The following is a 22,134-nucleotide window of genomic DNA, read 5'->3' as shown; positions in this document are numbered from 1 at the left end:
TGCGGTCGTATGTGAAGGGAAGGGGATGCGGGATGCATCGGGAAGCGCATGGCCGGTAACGACATTTGATCCGGACGATTCCATGCGCTTTCCGATGAACCCCGCGATGGGGAGCAGGGCATCGGGCCGTCTTTCCGGCTTTCAGGGAATCAGCTCTTGCCCATGACCGCTTTGGTGACGACCTTGGGGAATTTCTTGGTGCGGATCTCGTTAGCCTGCTTGTCAGTGAGCAGGCCCGCCAGGTACAGCGTGGTGATAGAGGTGTTGATGTGGTCAAGGCGCTTGGCCTCGTCCGCGTTCATTTCCGGGAACTGCTGCGCGAACGGACGCGCTGCCCAGCCTTGCTCGAATGTCTGGGACATCGATCTGCCCTCCAGGGCGGTTGATCAGTCGTCTTCGCCTTGGGCCAGCATCTTCTCGATGTCGGCAGCGTCCGGCTTCTTCCAGTTTTTGATCTGGCCTGTCTCCAGGTCGATGTTCAGCATCAGGTAATCGCCGTAGTGTTCGCCAGGGAAGAAGTCAGGCACATAGCCCTCGTAGCTACCCACTTCATCGCCCTGAGCGTCTTGGATGCCTGCGGCAAAGCCGTCTCGCACCTTGATGTGAAGGCGAAGCTCGGTCACGTCGACCTGAACCGTTTTCTGCTGGTTGATCTGCATGCTGTGCTCCTCCAGTGGATTCCCAAAGCACCCGGTCGCCCAGGTGCTTCAGTGAATACGTGGTGGTGATGGCTATTTGCTGCTGGTAATCTCGGGAAGGTTGAAATCAGAGGCGAAGACCATGGATCCGAAGAATCTCGCAGTACTGATGCAGCTCAAACAAGCCATGGAAAAGGCGAACCCTCCCGCCATTCCCACTCCATTCGAACCACCGCCACCGAAGAAGCCGAAAAGCGGATGGATCGTCGCGAACTGCCGTTTCTGCAAGACCACGAAGTTCAGCTATCGGGCTGACTGGGTGAATCCCCCAGTAATGTGCGAGGGATGCAGGAACGAGCGAAAGACGCGATACAAGCCAGGAGAGGGCGACACCCTCTACTCAGCTACCAAGGTGTTCCATGGAGGTTCACCCGGCTCAGGCAAAGGAAAATGACCGAGAGCCACAAAGAGCTGATTGAGCGATTGAAGCGAGCTCTCGCCAAAATGCAGCGTGATCTTGATTCGATGCCGCCCGGCAAAGGCGGTGGCTTGGTTATCGAAATTCGAGCAATGGAGCAGCGCATCAAGCGCGAGGAGCTTCATGCATTATCCGGCTACCGCGCCCCAAGACGCCCAGTATCTGGTGGTGCTCCGGGTTCTAATCGCCGCAAATGATGCTCTCCGCATACCTCTAACCAGAGGTATCTGGAGAGCATCCGGCCCACACTCGGCGGGCCGGTAATCTCCTTTCTCGGGGGATCTTGAATCCCGACAGCTGACCGCGGTGTAGTCCATTGAATGGCATCCCACCCGTCAGCACTCTTTGATCTAGGGCCATCTACGCTGCTGGCCACGGGGTGAGGCGCCCCTGTACCGAACTTGAGGTGTTCGGCTCGCTACCTTGTTGCATTTGGCCGGTGTCGATCCGGCAAGGTGTGTCGCTAAAGAGCGGCGGCCGGTGAGGGCCTCGGCAGTCCCTGGTTGGTGACTGCTTGAGGTGAAATATAGGATAGCCTTTATTTTAGGTCAACAGGTTTGCCTTTATTTTTTAAAGGCCGGTATCTCGGGCCGCACAACATGGACTACAGGGAGGGGTTGATTTCAGGCGCCGGCCGGCGCGCGCGGGCATGAAAAAGCCCGCTCATTGGCGGGCTTTCAGGCGAGGGCGATTCACCTGGCAGGGATAGGAGTCAATGCAGCTTGCCTTGCGATATTTCTTCCTCACAGATCGCCTTTATCCCAGCTATCGAGGCTTCAATGTGATCCAGCGATTCGGAGATATTCTTGAGAACCTCATCAGGGTATCCCTGAGATTCTGGGGTCAGCCCCTTCATCGAGGTGGCCAGCGCCAACTGGGCATCAGCCAGTCGCGAGAGCAGTGAAAGGGTGAGCTTGTCGGTAATCATGGCATGCCCTTCTTCGATTCCTGACAGAATAGCAGGCATGAAAAAGCCCGCCGAGGCGGGCTCTAGGATCAGTGTGCGTGCTTGTCTCTTTCCGGTCTGAGCATGCTCAAAATATCCAGCAACTGATTTAGCGTTGGAACCGAGGTCAGCCTACGGGTCAGCAGTCCGCCAGCTACAAAGACCATTGTCCAAGCGAAAATTATCGAGAGGCAGAGGACTGAGATAATAGGATTTCGGACGACGTGGAACAGCATGCAGCTGGTCATGATCTTCCGCTTAGCATCCGGCGTCGATTTGTCCCCTGGTTTGCTGACCAGAGCCAGGTAGGGAATGATGAGGATCGACAAGACCACGGCCAGTGGCAAAAACCAGCATTTGGTCGCGATGAAGTAAGCCCCGAACATCGATCGGGCATCATCTTTAGATACGTCATCCCGCTCAATGTAATCGGTAACCAGCTGAGATGCCTTTTCCCTCAGCGGAAGGGACCGGGATCTGCAGAGCCCCCAGTATCCGACAGTCAAAGCTGCCAGCAGGCTAGCTACGACAAATTCGATCATTTCCCTTTACCTCCGGACTTCTTACCCTTGGCAAGCTTCTTCTTGAAAGCCTTCTCGGCCTTCTCATCAGCTGCACGCTCAGGCCTCCCAATCTTGCCCCAAGTATAGATAGCATAGAGAGGACAGACGATGATCATGATCACGCAGAAATGACCTAGGTACGCCGACTTGGCGTAAATCATTTCCAGGAGCCCTTTCAGTGAGTCAATCGCCAGGGACAGGTCTTTGATCGGCGACGGGCCGGCAGATTCGTCCTTGGTGGGGCTCATGCAGCATTCATCCTAAAACAAATCCTTCAAAATTTCTCAGAAAATGGCCTCGGCATGTGTCACGCATCGCATTGCGTGGCCGTCCCAGCCCAGGATCACCGGACAAGTGCTCTCTTTTTCTAGAGAAGCACTGAGTACCAGAACACCTTTCCCAACACGTTGATCCCGCTCTCGGCCAGCTGCTGCGCGGTGTACTCCTCGTCCGGGTGCTCATCCTGGTTGAAGCTGCGGAAGCGCAGACCGCCGCCCGGTATTCTGTAAAGGGTTTTCACCCGCAGCTCGCCGCCGTGATCGATCGCGTACATCTTCCCGTCCTTAACGGCAGTCGAAGCCTTGTCGACACCCACCGTGCTGCCGTCCGGCAGAACTGGTTCCATGCTATTGCCGCGCACGGTCACGCACACAGCCTGGTCGAACTGCACGCCCTGGTTGCGAAGAGTCTGTTTGCCGAAGCGGAGCTTTCTGCTGCTCGACTTCTCGATAACGGTACGTCCCGATCCTGCGGACAGCTCTACTTCCTTGAGGAACGGCACGTAAACCTCGTCGTCGTCCAGCGGTGTGTCGTCGTCCCAGACGGAGATCGGGCCGAGCATGGTGGCGTTGGCGATCGGTTTGGAGGTATCGGGAGAGCCCGTGCCTTCGGACAGCCAAATTGGATCAACGCCGCAGGCTTGGGCGAGCTGAACCAGGTATCCGCTGGTTCTTGTCAGCCCGCGCTCGATCTCGGAGACAGAAGCCTGCTTGATACCGACCCTGTCGGCCAGCTCTGCCTGGGTGAGACCAGCATTCTTTCTTGCCTGTTTCAGGCGATCTTTAAGTTCCATGGCCGCAAATTTAAAGGTCAGCCTTTGTTCTTGCAAAAAGGTGTTCCTTTGCTCTAGCATAAAGGTATCCCTTTAAACGGGCGGAGAATCATGAACATTCACTTTGACGAGCTGGTAAAGCATTTCGGCTCCCAGCAGGCCACCGCCGAGGCCTTGGGCGTTAAGCAAGGAACGGTAAGCGGGTGGGTTCGCGGCCTTCACGGCTGCACTGCCGAGGTAGCAATTAAGGCCGAGATAGCCACGAAAGGCGTAATCAAAGCCCGCGATCTGCGCCCGAGCCTTCCACAACAAGCTGCATAACCACCTTTAAACAGCAAGGAGTCACCGAAGATGCACATGGACCCCAGCCACAAGCGCGCAATTCCAGTGAAGGTGCGTTTTGAGCCTGTCCTGGATCGAATTCTCCGCAAGGCGGCAAGCAAAACCCGCATGCAACACGCCACCTATCTCTACGAAATCATCGAATGGGCTGTGGCCAACGGCGTCATCGAAGAACTGATGCAGGACAAGCAGCACGATATCGCGGGCTGAAGGCCCTTTGGAGGCCCAAATGACCGTACAGCTTGATCAGCTGCCGCCAGAAGTGCGGCAGCGAATAGAGGGACTGATGAGGGCCAATAGCTGGGATTTCAACACTGCGATGAACCGGGTGTTCGAAGCAGCTGTTGCCAGTGGCGCTGTATCAGTGGTTGGCCGCCGTAAGGCCAAAGTCCTGCAGTTGGTGGCCCCAATGAGGGCCTCGACGAGGGACTCTTCAGGGTAGGGCAGAGGCCCTCTCTGAATTACAGGCACAAAAAAGCCGGGATTGCGGCCCGGCTCTCTGCATAACAAAACTCGTAGGGGAATTATGCATATGCAGACCCACAGTGTACAGGCCCTCTCAAGGGCCGCGCCACAAAACGCGAGCCACGATTTCGTGGCGCGCACGATGTCGTCGCGTGAAATCGCTGACTTGGTAGAGGCTCGCCACAACGATGTGGTGGCCACCATTGAGCGTCTTTTCTCGAAAAACCTTTTGCGATCAAGTCGTAAAAGCCGTCGTGAAGCCACGGGCGGGCGCCCAATCGAAGTCTACGACCTGATCGAGCGCGATACCCACCTGGTGGTGGCCGGATACAGCGATGAGCACCGAGCCAGGGTTATCGACCGCTGGCAGGAGCTCGAAGCAAAAGCGGTCCCGTCCGCGCCTGCCGACCTGAGCAAGCTGGAAATCCTCCAGATGGCCCTGGAGTCGGAGAAAGCCCGCGTCCTGCTCACCGTCCAAGTCGAGGCCCAGGCCAAGAAGATCGACCACCTGGAGAACCTGTTCAAGGAAGGCATGAGCCACGTCCAGTTCTGCAAGGGCCTCAATGGGGTCAACGTGATGCAGGTGGGCCACTTCCTCGAAGGTCGAAACTGGCTCTACAACGAGAGCAGGTCCAGCACCCGGTACCGCGTCGGCGCCTACGCCCGCGACAAGTACATGACCGAGCACCAGCAGGAGATCACCCCGCACGGCAAAGAGGCGTTCATCAGCTACACGCCGATCCTGCTGCGCAAGGGCGCAGTGCGCCTGTACGAGCTGTACCTGGCCGGCGAGCTGCCCATGAAGAAGAACTGGGACGGCCTGCACACCCATGACAAGGCAGTGCGGGGTGCAGCATGAGCGAAGTCCATCGCTACAAGGTCGTCGCCATGCTCTCAGAGGACGGAAATCGTATCGGCTACGACCCGCACGGTCCCGATGTCGTGATGGCAGAGGCCTATGACCGGCTCACGACCGAGAACCAAGATCTGCGCATGCTGGTGAAGGAAATGGACCTGCTGTTCGGGCGCTACTTGCTCGGCATGCGTGCCTCTGTGGTCGAGTGGCGGCACGGGAAGGGCTCCGACGCGGCAATGCAATGGATCTGGAACGGTTTGGTCGGCCCGGGCGAGCTCCCGCCAGAAGAGGAAACCCAGGCCCAGGCCTACTTCGACCGCGAGGTGGTCAAGATCGAGGAAGGCCTGGAAGAGGTGTATGCCCACCGGGAGAAGCGTCGCGCTGAGAAGGAAAAGGAGCGCGGCCAATGAGCATCATCCGCGCGCCTCGCCCCGAGGCCAATTTCTACATGCTCAACAAGTCGATCAGCGAGGACGGCCGCCTGAGCTGGGCTGCCCGTGGCCTGCTGGTCTTCCTGCTGGGCAAGCCAGACCACTGGGCCGTATCCGTCACCCACCTGCGCAACGAGACCGCCAAGTCGTCGAAGCCGACGGGTCGTGACGGCGTGTACGGCCTTCTGCAGGAACTGATCACCGCCGGCTACGTCCAGCGCCGTCAGGACCGTGGCGAGTCCGGTTTGCTGGGCGAAACCCACTACGTCGTGTCGGAAACACCGCTTCCGGCTTTGCCGTATCCGGTTGAACCGCTTCCGGCTCAGCCGTATCCGGCAAATCCGACACTAGTAAGTATTGAAGGTAAGCAAGGACTGAAGGGAGTAAGGACTGACTCTCGCGAAAGCGAGCTGGTCGACTTCGAACGGTTCTGGTCGCTCTACCCGCGCAAGGTGAGCAAGGCCGACGCCAAGAAGGCCTGGGCGAAGATCAAGGTCACCGCTGACCTGTTCGACCTGATGGCCAAGGCGCTGGCTGCCTGGACCGTGTCGACCGACTGGACCAAGGACGGCGGCCAGTTCATCCCGCACGCCTCGACCTGGCTGAACGGCAAGCGCTGGGAAGACGAACTGCCCCAGCCGGCAGTCGCCGCCCCGTTCGCATCCCGCCGCCCGGCCAGCGGCCCCGACTTCAACGACACCAGCTGGGCTGATGACCTGGGGGGCTTATGAGCGCACAACCGAAACTGCGCAGCGTGACGCAGATCATGGCCACGGCCCGCAACCTGCCAGCCGATGTCCAGGCCCCGGCCAAGCAGCTCGACCCGGGCACCACCGAAGTGGTCAACGCCCTGTTCAAGGAACTGCAGGCCATCTTCCCAGCGTGGAAGCAGGCCTGGCCGGATGACGAAGCCCTGAAGGCTGCCAAGCGCAGCTGGATCAAGTCCTTCGTCGCCGCAGGTATCAATACGCTCGAGCAGATCCGCTTCGGCATCCAGAAGTGCCGGGTGCTGGGTACCGACTTTGCCCCGAGCAGCGGCAAGTTCATCAAGCTGTGCCAGCCAACCCCGGAAGAGATGGGCATTCCGCCGCTTGCGCGGGCCTTGGCAGAGGCGCTGGAGAACTTCCACCCCAGCAGGGCAGGTTCCCGCACGTGGTCGCACGCAGCTGTGCGTCACGCGGCCCTGCAGTGTGAGGCGCAGAACTTGGGGTCGATGGAGGTGGAGCGGGCCGAGAAGGTATTCGCCCGGGCCTACGACATCACCATTCGCATGCTGGTGGCTGGCGAGCCACTGGGCGACATCGCCACCGGCATCGCTCACGACAGCCAGAAGGGCGCCGCCCAGCTGGCCGACGAGTACGCCGCCCAGAAGCAGGTCCGCCTGCTTGAGATCCAGCAGATCCCAACCAGCGCCGCCGCATGCCGTGCACACCTGCTGGCCAAGTTGAACATCAAGCGCGCCGGGCAGCCGGCCGGGGAGGGGGTGTGAGCATGTCCGATCAACAACTGCTGGAGCTGGCGGCCATGGCTGCCGGCATTGGCCCGGTGCTCTGCTACGAATCAGCGCGCAATTGCCTGCGCATTGGCAGCCGCGACTCATACCGCCTGTGGCGCCCATTCACTGACCACGCAGACGCGTTCCGTCTGGCTGCGGCTCTGGAGCACGCAATCCAATACGTGACGCATGAATTGCCGGAGGACGAGATTGGGGTAACCCGCAGAACGGTAGACGTAGAGGCTACGTGCAGAGGCATCGTCATTGCAGCTGCCAACTACGGCGAATTCATGCAAGGGGGCCAGTAATGCGCAAGTTCAATCCCCGAGGTGCTCAAGCCTGGATGATTCGTCGCCCGTGGCTTGCTCGACTTTACCTGATGGCGCTGCTCCCGTTCATGCCGATCATTTTCTCTGTCGCGATCCTTTGGCAGAACCGTCGAGATTTCCGGGAGATCCCCGAAGCGGTCTCTGCCATTTTCCTGCCCTGGGAGAAGCACTGATGGACACCAACAAGATGCGCGACACCTACGAGGCGTGGGCCATCCAGGATGCTGCCAGCGTCGGGCGGGGCCTGGTGATCGACCGCGAAGGCGACTGGTACATCGGCAACGACGCCCAGTTCCTCAATCTTGGCTGGGCCTCCTGGCAGGCCTCCCGCGAGGCCGTGGTGGTGGAGCTGGGTGCGCCATCGCATTGGGTTGCCGACTACGCAGCCTGTGGCGGCGGCATGACCGTGTTCGATGCCGAGAAGGCTGCCAAGGTGACCGACCCAATGTGCTCGAAAACCCCTTCTTACACGATCCATGCGCTGGAGAAAGCTGGCCTGAAGGTGGCGCCATGATCGCCGCCTACTTCCTGATCGTTCTTTTCACTGCCGGCAAGGATTCGGCGATGACCTCCGTACCGATGGAGTCGGCCGAGGCATGCCAGCAGGCTGCTGCGCAGGCCAAGGCCGACCTTGAGGGCACTTTCAGCATCGTGCGCACCAGTTGCGTGAGGGGCAGGCCATGACTGACTTCGAACTGATTTTCGTGATCCTGGTGTGCTGGGCCATGGGTATGCAGCTGGGCTATGCCCTGGGCTTCCATCGCGCCTGCAATCGCCTGATTCCAGAACTTAACCAAGAGCGCGAGACCGTCGCTCGGCTGAAGCTGCTGGCGCGCATGCAGGGAGAGCAGTCATGAAGATCGCAATTGGAATCCTTGGCGCACTGGTTTTGGCTGGGTGGCGCTTTCCGTCTCCGCTCGACGCCAGAGATCGCTACGTGCGTCCAGCGCACACCTTCAGCAATTGGGGTGTGCAGCCATGACCATCGACAAAGCCGAAATCATCAAGGCGCTAACTGGAAAAGATCAGCCGTACAAATCGCCATTTGCAGAGGGTCTTGAGGCTGCTTCATCCGGCACCCCTTGGACCCAATGCCCTTACACCGGCGCGAATCAGGACTACGAACGCGGTGAATGGCTGCGAGGGCACAGCGCCCATGGGAGGTTTGCATGACCATCGACAAGCAAAAACTGAAGGCGCTGGCTGAGGCTGCGCGCGATTACTCCGGTTCTGACCTTATCGAACACGAAAGCCGTTACAACGCTCTGGCATGCGAGGTTGACCCGGTAACCGTCCTGACCCTGCTCGCGGAGATCGAGCGGCATGAAGCCTGGCGCACCGCATTCCTTGCCGAGCGCGATGCGCAGATGCGTCAGCGTGACCAGCTCAGGGCTGAGAACGAGGGTCTGCGCAAGGCGCTGCTGGAAGCATCCGAGGAAGTGGCTACCTGGGGCGCTTATGCAAGTGAGTACTTCCAAGAGAAGCACGACCTCGCCGGGTGTGTTGCGAAGATTCATGCGGCGGCCATGGCCAAGGAGGCGAGCCATGGCTGACCGCATCAGCGTCAACAGCCAGGCCAAGCTCTCCGAGGCTGTGACCATGCTCACCCGCATGTTCCGCGACAAGAAGTTCGTCGTGGTCAGCATGCGCCCAGGCAAGGACCGTACCCTGGACCAGAACGCATTGTGGTTCGCCATGTACGACCGGATCGCCAAGAGCACCGAGATGGGCGACATCGAGGACGTGCGCCGGTACTGCAAGCTGCACTTCGGCGTGCCGATCATGCGCGCAGGTTGCGAGGAATTCCGCACCGGCTGGGCCGAGTCGTTCATCCACCTGCCGTATGAGGTGAAGCTGCGCCTGATGGGGCCGTGCGCCATGTTCGGGCCGGATGGCTTCCCGGTGACCCGCCTGTTCGACCGGGCCCAGGGCTGCCAGTACACCGACCGCATCGTGGCCGAGTTTGCGCCGCAGGGTGTGGTGTTCAGCGACTTGCTCAGCGAGGAGGCGGCATGACACTGGCCAAGGAGATCAAGCCGAAGAAGTGCAAGGCGCCCGGCTGCGGCAAGCCCTTCAAGCCGACCATGACCACGCAGAAGGTTTGCAGCATCGCCTGTGCTAAGGCCATGGCCAAGGACCCGAAGCTGCAGAAGATCGCGGCCAAGGCCATCACGAAGCAGGCCCGCCAGGACCTGCAGGAGCGCCAGGAGAAGCTGAAGACCCGCCGCGAGCACATGGCCGAGGCGCAGACTGCGTTCAATGCGTACATCCGCGAGCGTGACGCCGGCCTGCCGTGCATCAGCTGCGACTCGAACCCGAGCGACCACGACCTCATCACCGGCAGCCGCTGGGACGCCGGACATTATCGGTCGGTTGGCGCGTGCGCAGAACTGCGCTTCGAGCCACTGAACGTCCACCGCCAGTGCGTGAAGTGCAACCGGAACCTGTCGGGTAACGCGGTCGAGTACCGCATCCGCCTAGTGAAGCGCATCGGCGCCGATCAGGTTGAATGGCTCGAAGGGCCTCATAAGCCCCAGCGCCTGACCATCGAGGACCTGCAGGCCATCAAGGCACTGTACAGGCAGAAGCTCAAAGACCTGAGGAGGGCAGCGGCATGACGCCAGCGTGGGGATTTTTGATTATGGCCGTTCTCATGGTGGTGGCCGGTGTGGCGCTGTCATGGGCAGGCGCCGTGCGCCGCAAGCGGTACGCGGAAGAGTTCCTGGTGCGCCGGGCTGAGAAGAGGGGAAAGGCATGCAACTGAATAGCGCACGACAAGCTTGGCACGACTGCCTGTATACCGCCTGGGATAGCCAGGGCTTGTTCATCGAACAGCTCGGGTTGCTGGGCACCATGATCCAGACCACGGAGAAGCAGCGGAAGGCGAGCCACGCGGTGCACCAGGCGCTGGCCGGCGGTGTGCAGGCGGCTATCGGCAAGCTGCCCGGGCGCAGCAAGGCCTTCGGCAACTTCATGTACTCGCCGCGGTTGGACGCCGACACGCAGGAGGATGCAGAGGAGGCCGTGTTCGTTATGGTCCAGCAGCGCTCTCCGCGCATGACCGCCGCCAAGCGCGAGAAGCTGGAGTATGTGGTGAAGGGCGTCATGACCCGGTACCGGTACATGCACCAGGGCGGGCAGTCGGCCAATGATGACCCGCTGGAGTCGCCTGAGGGCTTCCGTGCCTGGCTGGATGCCCACTATGGGGTAAGGCTGGAATCGGTCCGCTGGGAGCGAGAGTGGGGCGGATATGTGCGCCTCGCGTTCGAGTGCTGCGAGGATCTGGACAAGGAAGCACTGAGTCCGGTGGCAGCCGCAATTTACGAAATGCGCAGGGCCGCTTGAGGCCCTATTGCGTTCCCGCTCGGCTGGTGGCATTATTTCGCCATCCTGATAATTTTGCCTCCGGCAAAAACTCAAATTAACCCGGCCATTGCGCCGGGTTTTTTATTGCCCGAAGAGGGCCTCAAGAGTCCCGACGCCACCTCTGGCGAGGTCAGATTTTTTTTGTGTAGCACGGAACGTTTTGATGGCGCTATGATTCTGATAGGTTGCTAACTAAACAAACATGGAAGACCGTGATTATGAAAACCGTTCTAGCTGCTGCAGCACTGTCCCTTTTTGCTGCGTCTGCCGGAGCAGCTGAGCTTTCCGGTGCGCTGGGTGCGACAAGTCAAGGCGGCATTACGGCGCGTGCAGGCGTTGGCTTTAACTGGGACAAAAGCTGGTTTGAATCCAGTACTGGCCGTCTAACCGGTTACTGGGATGCTGGGTATACCTATTGGGAAGCAGGAGATGCTTCCGGTGGCGCTCACTCGCTGTCCTTTGCGCCAGTTTTCGTTTACGAGTTCGGCAGCGGTAACGTGAAGCCATTCGTTGAGGCTGGCATCGGCCTGGCGGTCTTCTCTGGTACGTCCGCAGGTGACCAGGACTTTGGTTCGGCCTTCAACTTCGAAGACCGCATCGGTGCGGGCTTGAAGATCGGCGAGACGCAGAAGGTTGGCATCCGAGCGATTCACTACTCCAACGCTGGCATTAAGCAGCCCAACGACGGTATCGAGTCGTACTCGCTGTTCTACAGCCACCAGATTTAAAAAAGCACGATCCCTCTTTGCCCGCCCTGTGCGGGCTTTTTTATGCGGATGACACGCTCAGGCAGCTGGGCTAAGTCGGTAGTGGCGTCGATCAAAGCCGTGCGCTCCCTGATCGGCTACGCGGTGAGAGTCTGGGGTATGTGGCCCAGCGATCCAGGCCACCAAGCCGGGTAAGCACCGGCCCTCCGCACCCATTCCAAGCCTCGGTATCTGCCGGGGCTTTTTCGTATCTGGAGTTAGCAAATGTCCGAAACCAACGAAGCCATCGCGTCATTGCGCTCTAGTGTTGATGTGGTACACGCCATGCTGGCCCGACTTCAAGCCCAGGCGGCCGACCTAGCCTCTCGGGTAGAGTCACTCACCGCGCTGATCCAATCGGAAGTTGCCGCTAGGGTCGCGGCCGATTCTGCGCTTGGCGGTAAGGTTGATGCCCTGCAAGCGCAAATCGACAACTTGCAGAGCAAAGTCTACAGCGGAAGCTGACTCAGTCTCGATGTTGGTTTTTAGCGTGCTGAATCGCCGCGTCACGGACTTGAGCGACTGTCATGTTTTCGTACTGAATTGGCGGTATTGGCAAGGTCACATTGATGTTCAAAGTGTCGTTGACCTTGACTGATACCCGCATACAGGCCTGATCAAAGCCAATTGATTGGATTTCCGGTTTCATGCTGTGTGACTCCATGGTGTGAGAACCCTGAAACATAGCACGAAGCCACTACCCGCCCTGTGCGGGTTTTTTATTCATAGCTCCCCGCAACGGGAGGAATCGAGATGGCCCATATGCCAGAGAAAGACCCATCCTTCTGGGTGCTTGTACTGACAGCCCTGAGAGAGAACGGCCTGGCGATGGGCCTGACATTCGCCCTGACCTGGTTGCGTATTCAGTACGACGGCAAGGAAACCCGCCCAGTCCGCCAACTAATCGAGGCAACGCTTGGCGCGCTGATCGTGATGGTGGTCGGACTGACTGTGAAGGAATTCGGCCTCAGCATAGCCTGGTCGTTCGCCACCGCTGGCTTTGTCGGCGTGCTTGGCGTTGAGCAGGCTCGCCAGCTTGGCAAACGCTGGGCTGAACGAAAGGTCGATGGGCCCTAACCCGCGCCACAAATTGGAGATGCGCCGTTTCGTGGCGCGAGGAATGGCCAATGGCTTCGGTAACTGCTCATGTCGTCTGCCGCCAGCGGTGGTGGCTGACATACTACTTGGCCGGTGTTCTGGCCCTGGCACAGCTGACCCGTCGTGAGCCATGCCTGGAGCGTGTCAGCTACTGGGTGGGCCGCGGCATCGAGATCGAGGTTCACCCTGAATGACCACCATCGCCTACAAGGACGGCGTAATCGCCTACGACTCCCGAGTCACCCGAGGCGACCTCATCACCGACGATGATTGCGACAAGTGCATTGAGCGCGATGGCGTGAAGTTCTTCCTGACAGGCGCCGTCTGTGACTATGACGCTCTGGTGGGGGCCTATTTCGGCACATCCCCATCGGGGAAGGTCGACGCTTCTGCAATCGTCCTTCACGACGGCAATCTGATGATGGTTGCCGTAGACGACGATACCGGCCTGTGGAAGTCGCCACTCAAGGCAGACCGGCCGTACGCCATTGGCAGCGGAACGCCATACGCATTCGCTGCGATGGACATGGGCGCATCTGCCGAGAAGGCCGTCGAGATGGCGGCAAGGCGCGATACAAGCACTGGTGGCAAGGTCCGCACGCTTCGTATCGACCGAGATCAATAAGGATTCGACATGAGTACCAAGCAACCCGACTGGGAGGCGATCGAACGAGCCTACCGGGCCGGCGTGCTTTCCGTGCGAGAGATCGCAGCCGCCCACGAGGTTTCCCATACCGCCATCAACAAGCGCGCCAAGCGCGATGGCTGGGACCGAGACCTGAAGGCGAAGATCAAGGCCAAGGCCGATGCACTGGTTTCCAGGCGAGAGGTTTCCACAGAGGTTTCCAGCAAACAGGCGGAAACCGAAAGGGAGATCATCGAGCTCAATGCTGAGGTCATCGCCAACATCAGGATGGCGCACCGGGGTGATATTTCCCGGAGCCGCCGGCTGACAAACAAGCTGCTGGATGAGCTGGAATCGCTGACGGATGAGCAGGGCACCATCAAGGAACTGATCGATCAGCTGAAGGATGGCGACCACGAAGACGGCGAGGCGATGGCCGATGTGCTGGCTCTGGCCAAGAAGATGAGCGCGCTGCCTGCCCGGACCAAGACCATGAAGGAATTGGCCGAGACGCTGAAGACGCTTGTTGCCCTGGAGCGCCAGGCTTATGACCTCGACGTCAAACAGGGTGGTAGCGAGGAAGACACTCTATCCAAGCTGATGGATGAACTATCGAAGGACGCCTGACCATGAAGCCCGAGCACCTGAAACTGCTCCGGGACCGGTTCTGGCGGCTGAACAACCTGTATTTCATCACGGACAAGCAGGGCAAGAAGGTCCGCTTCCGCATGACGCAGGAGCAGATCGATTACTTCCAGGGGATGCACACCCGTAACATCATCCTCAAGGCCAGGCAGCTGGGCTTCACGACCCTGGTCTGCATCGTCCAGCTGGATGCCGCGCTGTTTGAGGCTGCCAAGTGCGCCCTGATCGCCCACACACTGAACGACGCCAAGCGGCTATTCCGAGAGAAGGTCAAGTATGCGTATGACAACCTTCCCAAGGAGATACGCGCTGCTAACCCTGCTCGCAACGATGCTGCTGGCGAGCTTGTGTTCAGCAAAGGCGGATCGCTCTACGTGTCCACATCCTTTCGGGGCGGGACTCTACGGTATCTGCACGTATCCGAGTTCGGGAAGATCTGTGCCAAGTTTCCGCACAAAGCCCGAGAGATCGTCACCGGCGCCTTTGAGGCTGTCGCCGCAGAGTGTTTCGTTACGATCGAGTCGACGGCGGAGGGGCGGGCTGGCTATTTCTTCGATTACTCGCAGAGCGCAGAGAAGCAGCAGCTGGCTGGTGTGCCCCTGGGCCTGCTGGACTGGAAGTTCTTCTTCTTCAGCTGGTGGCGGAACCCGCTCTACTGGCTTGACCCGACCGACGTCCTGATCTCGGACCGCTTGACCAAGTACTTCGACGACCTGGCCGCCAAGCACGGCATCGTCACCAACCCCGGCCAACGCGCCTGGTACACCGCCAAGGAAAAGACCCTCGGCGACGACATGAAGCGGGAATACCCGTCGATCCCTGCCGAGGCATTCCAGCAGACGATCGAGGGCGCTTACTACGCCAAGCAGTTCACCAAGCTCTACGCCGCCCAGCGCATCGGGAAGCTTCCGGACAACAGCCACCTGCCGGTGCACACGTTCTGGGACATCGGTGTGGGCGACTCCACGGCCATCTGGTTCGTCCGGATCGTCGGCGAGGAGTATCACATCGTCGATTTCTACCAGAACAGCGGCGAAGGCCTGCGGCACTACATGAAGGTGCTAAAGGATCGCGGCTACGAATACGGCGAGCACTGGGGACCGCACGACATCGACAACCGGGAATTCGGTAGCGACGGCAAGACTCGGCGTGAACTCGCTCGAGAGGGCTACGAGATCGACGGCGAGAAGTATCGAATGACCTTCCAAGTCGTTCCGAAGCTCGGCGTTGACGAAGGTATCGAGCAGGCGCGCGAGATCCTGCCCAACTGTGCTTTCGATGAGGCCAAGTGCAGTGAGGGCATCACCGCGCTGGAGAGCTATCGCAAGGAGTGGGACGACAAGCGCGGGTGCTGGAAGGACAAGCCGCTTCATGACTGGTCCTCGCACCCGGCTGACGGGTTCCGCTATTTCGCCGTTGCCATGGCGCGACGTAAACGCACAGGCGGTGTCCGCCGCATCGGAGGTTTGGCGTAATGCCTGTTCAATCCACCAACCCTGACTACGACGCTCACATCGAAGAGTGGCGGATGATGGACGACGCCCTGGAGGGCGAGGGCGCTATCAAGCGCAGCCCGCGCAATCTGCCCAAGCCCGGCGGCATGGTCGAGGCGGAGAAGCTGGACGGCCAGGGGAATGCCTACCTCTACCGGAACTACACCGATCGGGCCCAGTACGAGCACTGGGTTCGCGATTCGCTGCGCTCGATGATGGGCCTGGTCTCCCGGCTCATTCCCGAGGTGAAGCTGCCCAACGGGCTGAAGGACCTGGAAGAGAACGCTACGGCCGACGGCTTCGGCTTGACCCAGCTGTTCCTGCGCGTCGTGCGCCAGGCTATCTCCCATGGCCGAGTGCCGCTGGTAGTGAACGTGGATGACTCCGGCCAGCCGTACTTCGCCACCTACGCGGTGCGCAACGCCATCAACTGGGACACTGCCGACCAAGGCGGGCGCCAGGATCTGGTGTTGGCCGTGTTCCGCGAGTTCAGGAAGAAAGCCGAGGACCGCTACAGCCACGATTGCGAGACGGTTTTCCGCGAGTTCTACATGCTCGACCAGATCTGCTATACCGCCGTGCGCAACGAGGCCGGCGAACTGATCGAGCAGGACCGCCCGCTGGGTACTGTCGGTACCGACAACCAACTGGTGCGCGGTCTCGAGTACATCCCGGTGATCTACTGTGGGTCTACCGACAACTCGCCAGACGTGGATGAAATCCCGCTGCTGACGATGGCGCGGGCGGCACTGAAGTCGTACCAGCTCAGCGCCGACTATTTCACCGCGCTGCACCAGACCAGCCATCCGCAGCCGTGGGTATCTGGCCTGGATGAGAGCGTGGAACTCAGCGTCACCGGCCCGTCTGCCGCTTGGGACCTCGGCCCGAAAGGCCAATGCGGCTACCTGGAGTTCCAGGGGGCCGGCATCGAGGCCGTTCGCACGGCGATGGAAGACCAGAAGAATGCAGCCCTTGAAGCTGGCGCCAAGGTCATGGACGTTTCCGGTACGGAGTCGGGCGAGGCCCGCAAAACTCGCCAGAACGACCAGCACGCCACACTGCACAGCATTGTCATCACCGCGGCGGCCGCCATCGAGCAGGCCCTGCGATACGCAGCAGAGTGGACGGGCTACAACCAGGATGAGGTCGTTTTCACGGTCAAGCCAGAGTTTGTGATCCCAGAGGTCAACGCCCAGGTCCTGGCCGAGCTGCAGAAGAGTGTCATGGCCGGCACCATCAGCGCCGAGACCTACTGGCAGTACCTCACCACCGGAAAGCTTCCCGAGCGCCCCTACGACGAAGAAGCCGAGCTGATAGGCGACGAGCACGGTGCGGGCGGCGTCAACCTGGACAAAGACGATGGCAATGAAACCGGAGCAAACGGCGGACGAGAAGCTGCTGGAGCAGGTAAGCCGCCACTCGGTACTGCTTGAGCGGCTCAAGGCTGGCGAGGTCAAGAAGTTCGAGACCTACCTGCGCCGGGCCGATGCTCATGTCCGCGACCAGCTCACCCGTAAGGAGCTGACCACCTACAGCCGCAGCCGGCTTGAGGAGTTTCTTGGCCGGGTGGGCGGCAAGCTGCTGGAAATCTACAAGGCCTTCAGCGACCGGATGCAGTCCGACCTGGTGGATATTGCGCAGTACGAGGCTGCATTCGAGGGGCGCAGCCTGGCGACGGCGCTGCTGATAGACGCGGCCATGCCGGCGGATTCGCTGCTCAGGGCGGCGATCAACACGCAGCCCCTGCAGGTGGCCGGGGTGGATGGCGGCAAGCTGCTCAAGCCATTCCTGAATGGATGGACGCGCATCGAAGCGGACAGGGTAACCAATGCCATTCGGATGGGGGTCGTCCAAGGCCAGACCAACGCGGAGATCACCCAGGCCGTGCGCGGCACGGCGGCGCAGAACTTCACGGACGGCGTACTGGCGGTCACGAACCGAAGCGCCCGGGCCGTCGTCCAAACCGCAGTTCAGCATGTGGCCACCACGGCGCGCATGGAAACGCTCAAAGCGAATGCCGAGGTGGTGCCCGGGTATCGAATCGTTGCCACCCTGGACCGAAAGACCAGCGTGCAGTGCCGGAGCATGGACGGCCGCGAATTCGAGATGGGCAAGGGGCCTGTGCCCCCGTTCCACATTCACTGCCGGACCACCATCACGCCGATCACCAAGTTGTCGGCGCTGTTCGGGCAAGGCGCCACGAGGGCGGCAGTGGGCGCTGATGGCGGCGGTCAGGTCTCTGCAAGCCTCAGCTACTACCAGTGGCTCAAAACGCAGCCAGCGGCCTTCCAAGACGCCGCGCTGGGGCCGGTGCGCGGCAAGCTGTTCCGCGATGGCGGGCTGACTGCCGAGCGCTTCGCCGGCTTGCAGCTGGACAAGAACTTCAAGCCGCTGACGCTGGACCAGCTCAAAGAGTTGGAGCCGCTGGCGTTCGAGCGGGCAGGGATCAACTGATCCGCGCCACGAAACTTCGGGCCACCCTTTTGTGGCGCGCATTCCAGGCCTCGCTATCGCGGGGCTTTTTCTTGCCCGCCAGGCGGGCCAACCAATCCCAAGGGGATAGCCACATGCCTTTTGACTTCGACCCGGCCGCCCACGGCCTCACCCTCGACGAAACCCAAACTGCCGCGCTGAAGGCAGCGCTGGGCGGCGAGGTGCAGAAATTCCTGGACGGCGAGGTCTCGGGCCTCAAGTCCAAAAACACCGAGCTGATCGGCTCCAACAAGACCATCAAGGCCGAGCTGGACAAACTGAAAGGTCAGTTCGACGGCCTGGACATCGAGGCGGTCAAGGGTCTGCTGGCCAAGGCCGGCCAGGACGAGGAAACCAAGCTGATCGCCGAGGGCAAGCTGGACGAGGTCATCAGTCGTCGCACCGAGCGCCTACGCACCGACCTGGACAAGCAGGTCAAGGCCGCCAACGAGCGTGCGGACAAGGCCGAAGCCTTCGCCGCCAAGTACAGCGACAAGGTGCTGGCTGACTCCATCCGCGCTGCCGCCATCAAGGCCGGCGCGCTGCCTGAGGCTGCTGAGGACATCATCCTCCGCGCCCGAGGCACCTTCAAACTGAGCGAAGACGGCGAGCCTGTCGCCACTGACCGTGCCGGCGAAGTCGTGTACGGGAAGGACGGCAAGACCCCGCTGTCTCCCCTCGAATGGGCGGAATCGCTGCGCGAAACCGCTACCCACCTGTGGCCAAGGGCTCAGGGTGCCGGGCAGACCGGCGACAACAATGGCAAGGCCATGAAGAAATGGGGCGAGTACACCGAGGCGGAGCGCGCTGCGCTGGCCAGGGACAACCCCGATGCGTTCAAAAAACTCCAAGCCACCCAAGGAACCTAATCCATGGCCACGACCCAGCTGTCGGACATCTTCGTCCGCGACTACTACGGCGCGCTGGCGCCGGTGAACACCCCCGAAAAAACCGCCGTCTTTGAATCGGGCATCGTGACCCGCTCGCCGACGCTGGACAACATCGCCAACAACGGCCAGGGCACTTCCGAGATCAGCTACTGGCAAGATCTCGACGCCGACGAGGCGCCGAACATCTCGAACGACAACCCGGACGATTTGGGTGAGGTCGGCAAGGCCGAGCAAGGCAGCATGCGCGCTCGTACGCTGTACCTCAACAAAGGTTACGGTGTCGCTGACCTCACCGCCGAGCTGGCCAACAGCGAGCCGATGCAGCACATTCGCAACCGCTTCGGTACCTACTGGACCCGCCAGTGGCAGCGTTACCTGCTGGGTGCCGCCCGAGGCGTCATCGCCTCTAACATCGTCAACAATGGCGGCGACATGGTCAAAGACGCCGGTCCCAGCATCAGCGCCTCCGCATTCCAGGACGCAGCCTTCACCGCCGGCGATGCCGCCGACATGTTTGGCGCCATCGGTGTGCACTCGGTAGTAATGAATCAGATGGTCAAACAGGACCTGATTGAGTACCTGCGCGACTCGACCGGCAAAATCATCCTGGCAACCTATCTCGGCAAGCCGGTGTTCATGGACGACAGCCTGACCTACGCGCCTGGTCAGTTCCTGTCGATCTTCTTCGGTCAAGGCGCATTCGGCTACGGCGAGGGCACCCCGCACACTCCAGTCGAGATGCAGCGCAAGCCTGACGGCGGTAACGGTGGGGGCGCCGAGGTTCTGTGGGAGCGCAAGACCTTCATCCTGCAGCCTGCCGGGTTTAGCTGGAAGGGCAGCAACAACTTGAACCTGAGCCCGAATGCCACCCAGTACGCCAGCGCCGCGAACTGGGAGCGTGTATTCGACCGCAAGCAGGTTCCGTTCGCTGCTGTAATCAGCGGCACCGCCACCCCTTGATCCCATGATGCAGGGCGCTGACTTGGCGCCCTGCGCAGGAGAACACCATGAAAGTCATCTACACCGACAAGCCAGGCCGTGAGCGCGGCGTTTGTTATCGGCTCCTGAGCCAATTCTTCGGGGTCATCGACGGCGCAACGCATGTTGTGGTCGAAGGTGAGGCGCCTGAGATCGTCGAGGCCTACGAGGCGGCCGGCATCAAGGTTGGCGACCAATACGCCCAGGAACAGCCTGAAACTGACCCGCGCAAGATGAAGGTGCCCGAGCTGAAGGAGTGGCTCGCCACCAAGGGTATTGATTTCGACGCCAGCGCTAAGAAAGAAGATCTGCAAGCCCTGATTCCGCAGGAGTAAGCGATGACCGACTTCATCACCGTTGCTGATGTTGACCAGGCGCTCGGGCAGGGTTGGGCTGGCGACGGTGATGCGGTTCTCGCCGTTGCCATGGCCAATGCCTGGCTCACGGCCAAGATCAAGCGACCTGTGCCAGACCCGGTGCCTGACGCCATCGTGAGTGCCGGAGCGCAGGTGGCCAAGCTGGCTGCGGCCGGCAAGCTGTACAGGGATACCCAGCGCGAGGTGCAGAGCAAGACGGTTTCGGCCCAGGCTGGCACCTCGACCAGCAAGACGTACGTCGCGGGGTCTGTAGATCGCTCCGCTGGCGAGAGCTTCGCCCTCGACCTTCTCGCCCCATGGATCCGCCGCTCTGGCACTGTGATGCTCAAGAGGATTTGACCCATGGGCATGCGCGAAGAGATCCAGGCCGACCTGGCGGAAGCGTTCGATGATCCAGATGGCCTGGCCGATGCGGTAAAGCCGGTTTCAGGGAGCCGTACCGTAAAGGGCGGATACGACCCCGAGATTGGCGGCACCGTCCCGGCTTCGACCATCTATTACACCGGGCGCGGCGTGTTCGGCAGCTACCTGGCCAAAGAGATCGACGGGACCCGTATCCAGACCGAGGACGTGAAGTTGCTGGTGCTTCAGAACGAGCTTTTCGAGGGACAGGCCGGTGCCGCCACAGACGCCCCGGCGGCGCCCAAGATCGGCGACCAGGTGAGCGGCTACCGCGTGCTCAACGTTTCCGAGGACCCAACCCAGGCGACATGGACCATTCAGCTGAGGAAGTGACATGGCACGCAGCTCACACATGGTCCAGCGGTACGGCGGGCAGCAGGGCGACTTCGCTGAAGCCATACGGGCGTTCGCCGAGCAGGCTGAGCAAGCCTTGGACGCCACCTTCCGCGAAATCGTGATCGAAATCGGCAGCAGCGTCATCCGCATGTCGCCGGTAGGCAACCCGGAACTATGGGCGGCCAACGTGGCTCACCGGGCCAAGGCCAACAAGGCTGCCGATGACTACGACTTCAAAGTCGCGGTACGCAACACCCTGATCAACCTGAATCAGGACAACTTCACCAAGGCCGGCAGGCTGCGTAAAGGCGTGAAGTACGCCAAGCCCCTGACCAAGACCGAGCGAGAGCAGAACTTCGCTGTGAACGGCCTAGTTGCCGGCCAGGGATACGTTGGCGGGCGGTTCCGGGGCAACTGGCAGTTCTCCATCGACTCTCCGGCGACTGAGGAACTCGACCGCATCGATCCGTCGGGCAGCGAGGCCATTACCGCGCTCATCACCCAAGTGCAGGCGCTGACCATCGGCCAGACCGCGTTCATCGTGAACAACTTGCCGTATGCCATCCCGCTGGAATACGGGCATTCGTCGCAGGCTCCGGCTGGCATGGTCCGGGTCACGCTCGCAAACTTCCAGCGCATCGTCGACGAAGCCATCAGGAACAACCGCGTATGAGCCAAGCAAAGGCCCGCCAAGCTATTGAAATCAAGCTGATGGCTTGGGCCGCGGCGCGACCGATCCGTGTTGCGAACTTCGAACAGGAGTTCGTGGCTCAGCAGGGTGAAACATACCTGCAAGCGTTTCAGCTGCCGGGAGCAACTACCTGTCGTTATCTGGGCGGGGATGCCTACGAGTACGCCGGCGTCTACCAGGTGAGCATCGTTTGCCCGGCGGGTCAGCCACTGGCTACCGCTGAGAGTCTGGTCGAGGAGCTTTCGAGCCTCTTCCGAGTGGATTCGGAGCTCAGCCGCAACGGCTTCGAGGGCCTGGTCACCGAACCAGTTGACCAGGGGCCAACCATTACCGAGTCGGCGACCTACACGGTCCCGGCCAGCTTCACCTACCGCGGTGTCGCGGATCTACCGCCCGCTGGGGCATAACCAACCGCCGCCCG

Annotated in this window: 41 protein-coding genes; 34 read left to right on the top strand and 7 right to left on the bottom strand. The window is 60.7% G+C overall.

The features are described 5' to 3' along the window. Positions 1–149: 149 nt before the first annotated feature. Both APH33_RS00455 and APH33_RS00450 read right to left on the bottom strand, forming a co-directional pair. On the bottom strand, positions 150–362 hold the full coding sequence (locus APH33_RS00455) for a hypothetical protein (RefSeq protein ID WP_054572416.1): 213 nt from the start codon (positions 360–362) through the stop codon (positions 150–152). A gap of 24 nt (positions 363–386) precedes the next feature. Next, positions 387–659 (bottom strand): hypothetical protein, encoded by a 273-nt coding sequence (locus APH33_RS00450; protein WP_054883263.1) that lies wholly within the window; start codon positions 657–659, stop codon positions 387–389. 429 nt (positions 660–1,088) lie between these two features. Here APH33_RS00450 and APH33_RS27095 point away from each other — a divergent pair, with 429 nt between their 5' ends. Beyond that, positions 1,089–1,313: a hypothetical protein gene (locus tag APH33_RS27095; protein WP_152976799.1), complete on the top strand. Its 225-nt coding sequence runs from the start codon at positions 1,089–1,091 to the stop codon at positions 1,311–1,313. A gap of 515 nt (positions 1,314–1,828) precedes the next feature. Here the strand turns inward: APH33_RS27095 and APH33_RS00440 are convergent. The 4 genes from APH33_RS00440 to APH33_RS00425 all read right to left on the bottom strand — a co-directional run bounded on the left by APH33_RS00440 (position 1,829) and on the right by APH33_RS00425 (position 3,697). Beyond that, a complete protein-coding gene (locus tag APH33_RS00440; RefSeq protein ID WP_054883262.1) occupies positions 1,829–2,044 on the bottom strand; it encodes a hypothetical protein in 216 nt (71 codons plus the stop codon). Positions 2,045–2,112: 68 nt separating this feature from the next. Further along, the gene (locus tag APH33_RS00435) at positions 2,113–2,604 is read right to left on the bottom strand and encodes a hypothetical protein (RefSeq protein ID WP_054883261.1); all 492 of its coding nucleotides are present in this window, start codon (positions 2,602–2,604) and stop codon (positions 2,113–2,115) included. Further along, the gene (locus APH33_RS00430) at positions 2,601–2,873 is read right to left on the bottom strand and encodes a hypothetical protein (protein ID WP_054883260.1); all 273 of its coding nucleotides are present in this window, start codon (positions 2,871–2,873) and stop codon (positions 2,601–2,603) included. Before APH33_RS00430 ends, APH33_RS00435 begins: the two co-directional genes overlap by 4 nt. 119 nt (positions 2,874–2,992) lie before the next feature. After that, positions 2,993–3,697, bottom strand: a complete 705-nt coding sequence (locus APH33_RS00425; RefSeq protein ID WP_054883352.1) for a helix-turn-helix transcriptional regulator — start codon at positions 3,695–3,697, stop codon at positions 2,993–2,995. A gap of 90 nt (positions 3,698–3,787) precedes the next feature. Between APH33_RS00425 and APH33_RS00420 the strand changes: the two genes are divergently transcribed. From APH33_RS00420 to APH33_RS00345, 19 genes are all read left to right on the top strand, one after another. Further along, positions 3,788–3,997, top strand: coding sequence for a Cro/CI family transcriptional regulator (locus APH33_RS00420; protein ID WP_054883259.1), 210 nt, complete (start codon positions 3,788–3,790; stop codon positions 3,995–3,997). 30 nt (positions 3,998–4,027) lie between these two features. Further along, entirely contained in the window at positions 4,028–4,228 is a 201-nt protein-coding gene (locus APH33_RS00415; protein ID WP_054883258.1) for a hypothetical protein, read from the top strand. A gap of 322 nt (positions 4,229–4,550) precedes the next feature. After that, positions 4,551–5,342: a Rha family transcriptional regulator gene (locus APH33_RS00405; RefSeq protein WP_156351844.1), complete on the top strand. Its 792-nt coding sequence runs from the start codon at positions 4,551–4,553 to the stop codon at positions 5,340–5,342. Then, on the top strand, positions 5,339–5,749 hold the full coding sequence (locus APH33_RS00400) for a hypothetical protein (RefSeq protein ID WP_054883255.1): 411 nt from the start codon (positions 5,339–5,341) through the stop codon (positions 5,747–5,749). The genes APH33_RS00405 and APH33_RS00400 overlap by 4 nt, the downstream gene beginning before the upstream one ends. Further along, on the top strand, positions 5,746–6,501 hold the full coding sequence (locus APH33_RS00395) for a hypothetical protein (RefSeq protein WP_054883254.1): 756 nt from the start codon (positions 5,746–5,748) through the stop codon (positions 6,499–6,501). Before APH33_RS00400 ends, APH33_RS00395 begins: the two co-directional genes overlap by 4 nt. Beyond that, positions 6,498–7,259 carry a replication protein P gene (locus APH33_RS00390; RefSeq protein WP_054883253.1) on the top strand — a complete coding sequence of 254 codons (762 nt, stop codon included), beginning with the start codon at positions 6,498–6,500 and terminating at the stop codon, positions 7,257–7,259. The genes APH33_RS00395 and APH33_RS00390 overlap by 4 nt, the downstream gene beginning before the upstream one ends. A 2-nt stretch (positions 7,260–7,261) precedes the next feature. Further along, positions 7,262–7,573 (top strand): hypothetical protein, encoded by a 312-nt coding sequence (locus APH33_RS00385; protein WP_054883252.1) that lies wholly within the window; start codon positions 7,262–7,264, stop codon positions 7,571–7,573. Then, positions 7,573–7,767, top strand: a complete 195-nt coding sequence (locus tag APH33_RS00380; RefSeq protein ID WP_054883251.1) for a hypothetical protein — start codon at positions 7,573–7,575, stop codon at positions 7,765–7,767. Before APH33_RS00385 ends, APH33_RS00380 begins: the two co-directional genes overlap by 1 nt. After that, complete coding sequence (locus APH33_RS00375) at positions 7,767–8,108, top strand: hypothetical protein (protein WP_054883250.1); 342 nt, start codon at positions 7,767–7,769, stop codon at positions 8,106–8,108. Before APH33_RS00380 ends, APH33_RS00375 begins: the two co-directional genes overlap by 1 nt. Further along, entirely contained in the window at positions 8,105–8,278 is a 174-nt protein-coding gene (locus APH33_RS27090; protein WP_156327463.1) for a hypothetical protein, read from the top strand. The genes APH33_RS00375 and APH33_RS27090 overlap by 4 nt, the downstream gene beginning before the upstream one ends. Next, a complete protein-coding gene (locus APH33_RS27085) occupies positions 8,275–8,451 on the top strand; it encodes a hypothetical protein (protein WP_156351841.1) in 177 nt (58 codons plus the stop codon). Before APH33_RS27090 ends, APH33_RS27085 begins: the two co-directional genes overlap by 4 nt. Before the next feature lie 121 nt (positions 8,452–8,572). Further along, positions 8,573–8,767 (top strand): Rmf/CrpP family protein, encoded by a 195-nt coding sequence (locus tag APH33_RS27080; RefSeq protein ID WP_131812227.1) that lies wholly within the window; start codon positions 8,573–8,575, stop codon positions 8,765–8,767. Next, entirely contained in the window at positions 8,764–9,147 is a 384-nt protein-coding gene (locus APH33_RS00370; protein ID WP_054883249.1) for a hypothetical protein, read from the top strand. Before APH33_RS27080 ends, APH33_RS00370 begins: the two co-directional genes overlap by 4 nt. Further along, a complete protein-coding gene (locus tag APH33_RS00365) occupies positions 9,140–9,610 on the top strand; it encodes a hypothetical protein (protein ID WP_054882096.1) in 471 nt (156 codons plus the stop codon). The genes APH33_RS00370 and APH33_RS00365 overlap by 8 nt, the downstream gene beginning before the upstream one ends. Then, positions 9,607–10,212 (top strand): recombination protein NinG, encoded by a 606-nt coding sequence (locus APH33_RS00360; RefSeq protein WP_054883248.1) that lies wholly within the window; start codon positions 9,607–9,609, stop codon positions 10,210–10,212. The genes APH33_RS00365 and APH33_RS00360 overlap by 4 nt, the downstream gene beginning before the upstream one ends. Continuing rightward, positions 10,209–10,358 (top strand): hypothetical protein, encoded by a 150-nt coding sequence (locus APH33_RS27330; RefSeq protein ID WP_024086970.1) that lies wholly within the window; start codon positions 10,209–10,211, stop codon positions 10,356–10,358. Before APH33_RS00360 ends, APH33_RS27330 begins: the two co-directional genes overlap by 4 nt. Further along, complete coding sequence (locus APH33_RS00355) at positions 10,349–10,939, top strand: hypothetical protein (protein WP_024086971.1); 591 nt, start codon at positions 10,349–10,351, stop codon at positions 10,937–10,939. Before APH33_RS27330 ends, APH33_RS00355 begins: the two co-directional genes overlap by 10 nt. Before the next feature lie 239 nt (positions 10,940–11,178). Then, complete coding sequence (locus APH33_RS00350) at positions 11,179–11,688, top strand: acyloxyacyl hydrolase (RefSeq protein ID WP_023661594.1); 510 nt, start codon at positions 11,179–11,181, stop codon at positions 11,686–11,688. A gap of 243 nt (positions 11,689–11,931) precedes the next feature. Further along, a complete protein-coding gene (locus APH33_RS00345; protein WP_023661593.1) occupies positions 11,932–12,171 on the top strand; it encodes a hypothetical protein in 240 nt (79 codons plus the stop codon). Position 12,172: 1 nt separating this feature from the next. Here the strand turns inward: APH33_RS00345 and APH33_RS00340 are convergent, their stop codons facing one another. Next, positions 12,173–12,355: a hypothetical protein gene (locus APH33_RS00340; protein ID WP_023661592.1), complete on the bottom strand. Its 183-nt coding sequence runs from the start codon at positions 12,353–12,355 to the stop codon at positions 12,173–12,175. A 104-nt stretch (positions 12,356–12,459) separates the two neighbouring features. Between APH33_RS00340 and APH33_RS00335 the strand changes: the two genes are divergently transcribed. The 14 genes from APH33_RS00335 to APH33_RS00275 all read left to right on the top strand — a co-directional run bounded on the left by APH33_RS00335 (position 12,460) and on the right by APH33_RS00275 (position 22,120). Beyond that, positions 12,460–12,783, top strand: a complete 324-nt coding sequence (locus APH33_RS00335; RefSeq protein WP_023661591.1) for a phage holin, lambda family — start codon at positions 12,460–12,462, stop codon at positions 12,781–12,783. 50 nt (positions 12,784–12,833) lie between these two features. Beyond that, positions 12,834–12,998 carry a hypothetical protein gene (locus APH33_RS27325; protein WP_023661590.1) on the top strand — a complete coding sequence of 55 codons (165 nt, stop codon included), beginning with the start codon at positions 12,834–12,836 and terminating at the stop codon, positions 12,996–12,998. Beyond that, positions 12,995–13,429, top strand: coding sequence for a proteasome subunit beta (locus APH33_RS00330; protein WP_023661589.1), 435 nt, complete (start codon positions 12,995–12,997; stop codon positions 13,427–13,429). Before APH33_RS27325 ends, APH33_RS00330 begins: the two co-directional genes overlap by 4 nt. Before the next feature lie 9 nt (positions 13,430–13,438). Continuing rightward, a complete protein-coding gene (locus APH33_RS00325; protein ID WP_023661588.1) occupies positions 13,439–14,056 on the top strand; it encodes a hypothetical protein in 618 nt (205 codons plus the stop codon). Between the two features lie 2 nt (positions 14,057–14,058). Further along, on the top strand, positions 14,059–15,549 hold the full coding sequence (locus tag APH33_RS00320) for a hypothetical protein (protein WP_029886757.1): 1,491 nt from the start codon (positions 14,059–14,061) through the stop codon (positions 15,547–15,549). After that, positions 15,549–17,000: a DUF4055 domain-containing protein gene (locus APH33_RS00315; RefSeq protein ID WP_023661586.1), complete on the top strand. Its 1,452-nt coding sequence runs from the start codon at positions 15,549–15,551 to the stop codon at positions 16,998–17,000. The genes APH33_RS00320 and APH33_RS00315 overlap by 1 nt, the downstream gene beginning before the upstream one ends. Then, positions 16,927–18,021, top strand: a complete 1,095-nt coding sequence (locus tag APH33_RS00310) for a minor capsid protein (RefSeq protein WP_029886758.1) — start codon at positions 16,927–16,929, stop codon at positions 18,019–18,021. The genes APH33_RS00315 and APH33_RS00310 overlap by 74 nt, the downstream gene beginning before the upstream one ends. A 113-nt stretch (positions 18,022–18,134) precedes the next feature. Continuing rightward, positions 18,135–18,908, top strand: coding sequence for a hypothetical protein (locus APH33_RS00305; RefSeq protein WP_023661584.1), 774 nt, complete (start codon positions 18,135–18,137; stop codon positions 18,906–18,908). A gap of 3 nt (positions 18,909–18,911) precedes the next feature. Then, positions 18,912–19,889, top strand: a complete 978-nt coding sequence (locus tag APH33_RS00300) for a major capsid protein (protein ID WP_054883247.1) — start codon at positions 18,912–18,914, stop codon at positions 19,887–19,889. A 47-nt stretch (positions 19,890–19,936) separates the two neighbouring features. Beyond that, on the top strand, positions 19,937–20,242 hold the full coding sequence (locus APH33_RS00295; protein WP_023662707.1) for a HeH/LEM domain-containing protein: 306 nt from the start codon (positions 19,937–19,939) through the stop codon (positions 20,240–20,242). Positions 20,243–20,245: 3 nt separating this feature from the next. After that, positions 20,246–20,623, top strand: coding sequence for a hypothetical protein (locus APH33_RS00290; RefSeq protein WP_023662706.1), 378 nt, complete (start codon positions 20,246–20,248; stop codon positions 20,621–20,623). A gap of 3 nt (positions 20,624–20,626) precedes the next feature. Next, positions 20,627–21,019, top strand: a complete 393-nt coding sequence (locus tag APH33_RS00285; RefSeq protein ID WP_023662705.1) for a hypothetical protein — start codon at positions 20,627–20,629, stop codon at positions 21,017–21,019. Between the two features lies 1 nt (position 21,020). Then, positions 21,021–21,695, top strand: coding sequence for a hypothetical protein (locus APH33_RS00280; protein ID WP_029886760.1), 675 nt, complete (start codon positions 21,021–21,023; stop codon positions 21,693–21,695). Then, entirely contained in the window at positions 21,692–22,120 is a 429-nt protein-coding gene (locus APH33_RS00275; RefSeq protein ID WP_023662703.1) for a phage tail terminator-like protein, read from the top strand. Before APH33_RS00280 ends, APH33_RS00275 begins: the two co-directional genes overlap by 4 nt. Positions 22,121–22,134 lie beyond the last annotated feature (14 nt).

The organism is Pseudomonas sp. NBRC 111130 (assembly GCF_001320485.1).
GTDB classification, from domain to species: Bacteria; Pseudomonadota; Gammaproteobacteria; order Pseudomonadales; family Pseudomonadaceae; genus Aquipseudomonas; species Aquipseudomonas vlassakiae.
The sequence above is the reverse complement of the archived record's forward strand: the minus strand, read 5'-3'. Positions and strand labels throughout refer to the sequence as shown.

What these genes read in the sequence shown, in the direction of transcription:
- APH33_RS00455 (WP_054572416.1), bottom strand. Translation starts at nt 362, where the DNA reads ATGTCCCAGACATTCGAGCAAGGCTGGGCAGCGCGTCCGTTCGCGCAG.
- APH33_RS00450 (WP_054883263.1), bottom strand. Translation starts at nt 659, where the DNA reads ATGCAGATCAACCAGCAGAAAACGGTTCAGGTCGACGTGACCGAGCTT.
- APH33_RS27095 (WP_152976799.1), top strand. Translation starts at nt 1,089, where the DNA reads ATGACCGAGAGCCACAAAGAGCTGATTGAGCGATTGAAGCGAGCTCTC.
- APH33_RS00440 (WP_054883262.1), bottom strand. Translation starts at nt 2,044, where the DNA reads ATGATTACCGACAAGCTCACCCTTTCACTGCTCTCGCGACTGGCTGAT.
- APH33_RS00435 (WP_054883261.1), bottom strand. Translation starts at nt 2,604, where the DNA reads ATGATCGAATTTGTCGTAGCTAGCCTGCTGGCAGCTTTGACTGTCGGA.
- APH33_RS00430 (WP_054883260.1), bottom strand. Translation starts at nt 2,873, where the DNA reads ATGAGCCCCACCAAGGACGAATCTGCCGGCCCGTCGCCGATCAAAGAC.
- APH33_RS00425 (WP_054883352.1), bottom strand. Translation starts at nt 3,697, where the DNA reads ATGGAACTTAAAGATCGCCTGAAACAGGCAAGAAAGAATGCTGGTCTC.
- APH33_RS00420 (WP_054883259.1), top strand. Translation starts at nt 3,788, where the DNA reads ATGAACATTCACTTTGACGAGCTGGTAAAGCATTTCGGCTCCCAGCAG.
- APH33_RS00415 (WP_054883258.1), top strand. Translation starts at nt 4,028, where the DNA reads ATGCACATGGACCCCAGCCACAAGCGCGCAATTCCAGTGAAGGTGCGT.
- APH33_RS00405 (WP_156351844.1), top strand. Translation starts at nt 4,551, where the DNA reads ATGCAGACCCACAGTGTACAGGCCCTCTCAAGGGCCGCGCCACAAAAC.
- APH33_RS00400 (WP_054883255.1), top strand. Translation starts at nt 5,339, where the DNA reads ATGAGCGAAGTCCATCGCTACAAGGTCGTCGCCATGCTCTCAGAGGAC.
- APH33_RS00395 (WP_054883254.1), top strand. Translation starts at nt 5,746, where the DNA reads ATGAGCATCATCCGCGCGCCTCGCCCCGAGGCCAATTTCTACATGCTC.
- APH33_RS00390 (WP_054883253.1), top strand. Translation starts at nt 6,498, where the DNA reads ATGAGCGCACAACCGAAACTGCGCAGCGTGACGCAGATCATGGCCACG.
- APH33_RS00385 (WP_054883252.1), top strand. Translation starts at nt 7,262, where the DNA reads ATGTCCGATCAACAACTGCTGGAGCTGGCGGCCATGGCTGCCGGCATT.
- APH33_RS00380 (WP_054883251.1), top strand. Translation starts at nt 7,573, where the DNA reads ATGCGCAAGTTCAATCCCCGAGGTGCTCAAGCCTGGATGATTCGTCGC.
- APH33_RS00375 (WP_054883250.1), top strand. Translation starts at nt 7,767, where the DNA reads ATGGACACCAACAAGATGCGCGACACCTACGAGGCGTGGGCCATCCAG.
- APH33_RS27090 (WP_156327463.1), top strand. Translation starts at nt 8,105, where the DNA reads ATGATCGCCGCCTACTTCCTGATCGTTCTTTTCACTGCCGGCAAGGAT.
- APH33_RS27085 (WP_156351841.1), top strand. Translation starts at nt 8,275, where the DNA reads ATGACTGACTTCGAACTGATTTTCGTGATCCTGGTGTGCTGGGCCATG.
- APH33_RS27080 (WP_131812227.1), top strand. Translation starts at nt 8,573, where the DNA reads ATGACCATCGACAAAGCCGAAATCATCAAGGCGCTAACTGGAAAAGAT.
- APH33_RS00370 (WP_054883249.1), top strand. Translation starts at nt 8,764, where the DNA reads ATGACCATCGACAAGCAAAAACTGAAGGCGCTGGCTGAGGCTGCGCGC.
- APH33_RS00365 (WP_054882096.1), top strand. Translation starts at nt 9,140, where the DNA reads ATGGCTGACCGCATCAGCGTCAACAGCCAGGCCAAGCTCTCCGAGGCT.
- APH33_RS00360 (WP_054883248.1), top strand. Translation starts at nt 9,607, where the DNA reads ATGACACTGGCCAAGGAGATCAAGCCGAAGAAGTGCAAGGCGCCCGGC.
- APH33_RS27330 (WP_024086970.1), top strand. Translation starts at nt 10,209, where the DNA reads ATGACGCCAGCGTGGGGATTTTTGATTATGGCCGTTCTCATGGTGGTG.
- APH33_RS00355 (WP_024086971.1), top strand. Translation starts at nt 10,349, where the DNA reads ATGCAACTGAATAGCGCACGACAAGCTTGGCACGACTGCCTGTATACC.
- APH33_RS00350 (WP_023661594.1), top strand. Translation starts at nt 11,179, where the DNA reads ATGAAAACCGTTCTAGCTGCTGCAGCACTGTCCCTTTTTGCTGCGTCT.
- APH33_RS00345 (WP_023661593.1), top strand. Translation starts at nt 11,932, where the DNA reads ATGTCCGAAACCAACGAAGCCATCGCGTCATTGCGCTCTAGTGTTGAT.
- APH33_RS00340 (WP_023661592.1), bottom strand. Translation starts at nt 12,355, where the DNA reads ATGAAACCGGAAATCCAATCAATTGGCTTTGATCAGGCCTGTATGCGG.
- APH33_RS00335 (WP_023661591.1), top strand. Translation starts at nt 12,460, where the DNA reads ATGGCCCATATGCCAGAGAAAGACCCATCCTTCTGGGTGCTTGTACTG.
- APH33_RS27325 (WP_023661590.1), top strand. Translation starts at nt 12,834, where the DNA reads ATGGCTTCGGTAACTGCTCATGTCGTCTGCCGCCAGCGGTGGTGGCTG.
- APH33_RS00330 (WP_023661589.1), top strand. Translation starts at nt 12,995, where the DNA reads ATGACCACCATCGCCTACAAGGACGGCGTAATCGCCTACGACTCCCGA.
- APH33_RS00325 (WP_023661588.1), top strand. Translation starts at nt 13,439, where the DNA reads ATGAGTACCAAGCAACCCGACTGGGAGGCGATCGAACGAGCCTACCGG.
- APH33_RS00320 (WP_029886757.1), top strand. Translation starts at nt 14,059, where the DNA reads ATGAAGCCCGAGCACCTGAAACTGCTCCGGGACCGGTTCTGGCGGCTG.
- APH33_RS00315 (WP_023661586.1), top strand. Translation starts at nt 15,549, where the DNA reads ATGCCTGTTCAATCCACCAACCCTGACTACGACGCTCACATCGAAGAG.
- APH33_RS00310 (WP_029886758.1), top strand. Translation starts at nt 16,927, where the DNA reads ATGGCAATGAAACCGGAGCAAACGGCGGACGAGAAGCTGCTGGAGCAG.
- APH33_RS00305 (WP_023661584.1), top strand. Translation starts at nt 18,135, where the DNA reads ATGCCTTTTGACTTCGACCCGGCCGCCCACGGCCTCACCCTCGACGAA.
- APH33_RS00300 (WP_054883247.1), top strand. Translation starts at nt 18,912, where the DNA reads ATGGCCACGACCCAGCTGTCGGACATCTTCGTCCGCGACTACTACGGC.
- APH33_RS00295 (WP_023662707.1), top strand. Translation starts at nt 19,937, where the DNA reads ATGAAAGTCATCTACACCGACAAGCCAGGCCGTGAGCGCGGCGTTTGT.
- APH33_RS00290 (WP_023662706.1), top strand. Translation starts at nt 20,246, where the DNA reads ATGACCGACTTCATCACCGTTGCTGATGTTGACCAGGCGCTCGGGCAG.
- APH33_RS00285 (WP_023662705.1), top strand. Translation starts at nt 20,627, where the DNA reads ATGGGCATGCGCGAAGAGATCCAGGCCGACCTGGCGGAAGCGTTCGAT.
- APH33_RS00280 (WP_029886760.1), top strand. Translation starts at nt 21,021, where the DNA reads ATGGCACGCAGCTCACACATGGTCCAGCGGTACGGCGGGCAGCAGGGC.
- APH33_RS00275 (WP_023662703.1), top strand. Translation starts at nt 21,692, where the DNA reads ATGAGCCAAGCAAAGGCCCGCCAAGCTATTGAAATCAAGCTGATGGCT.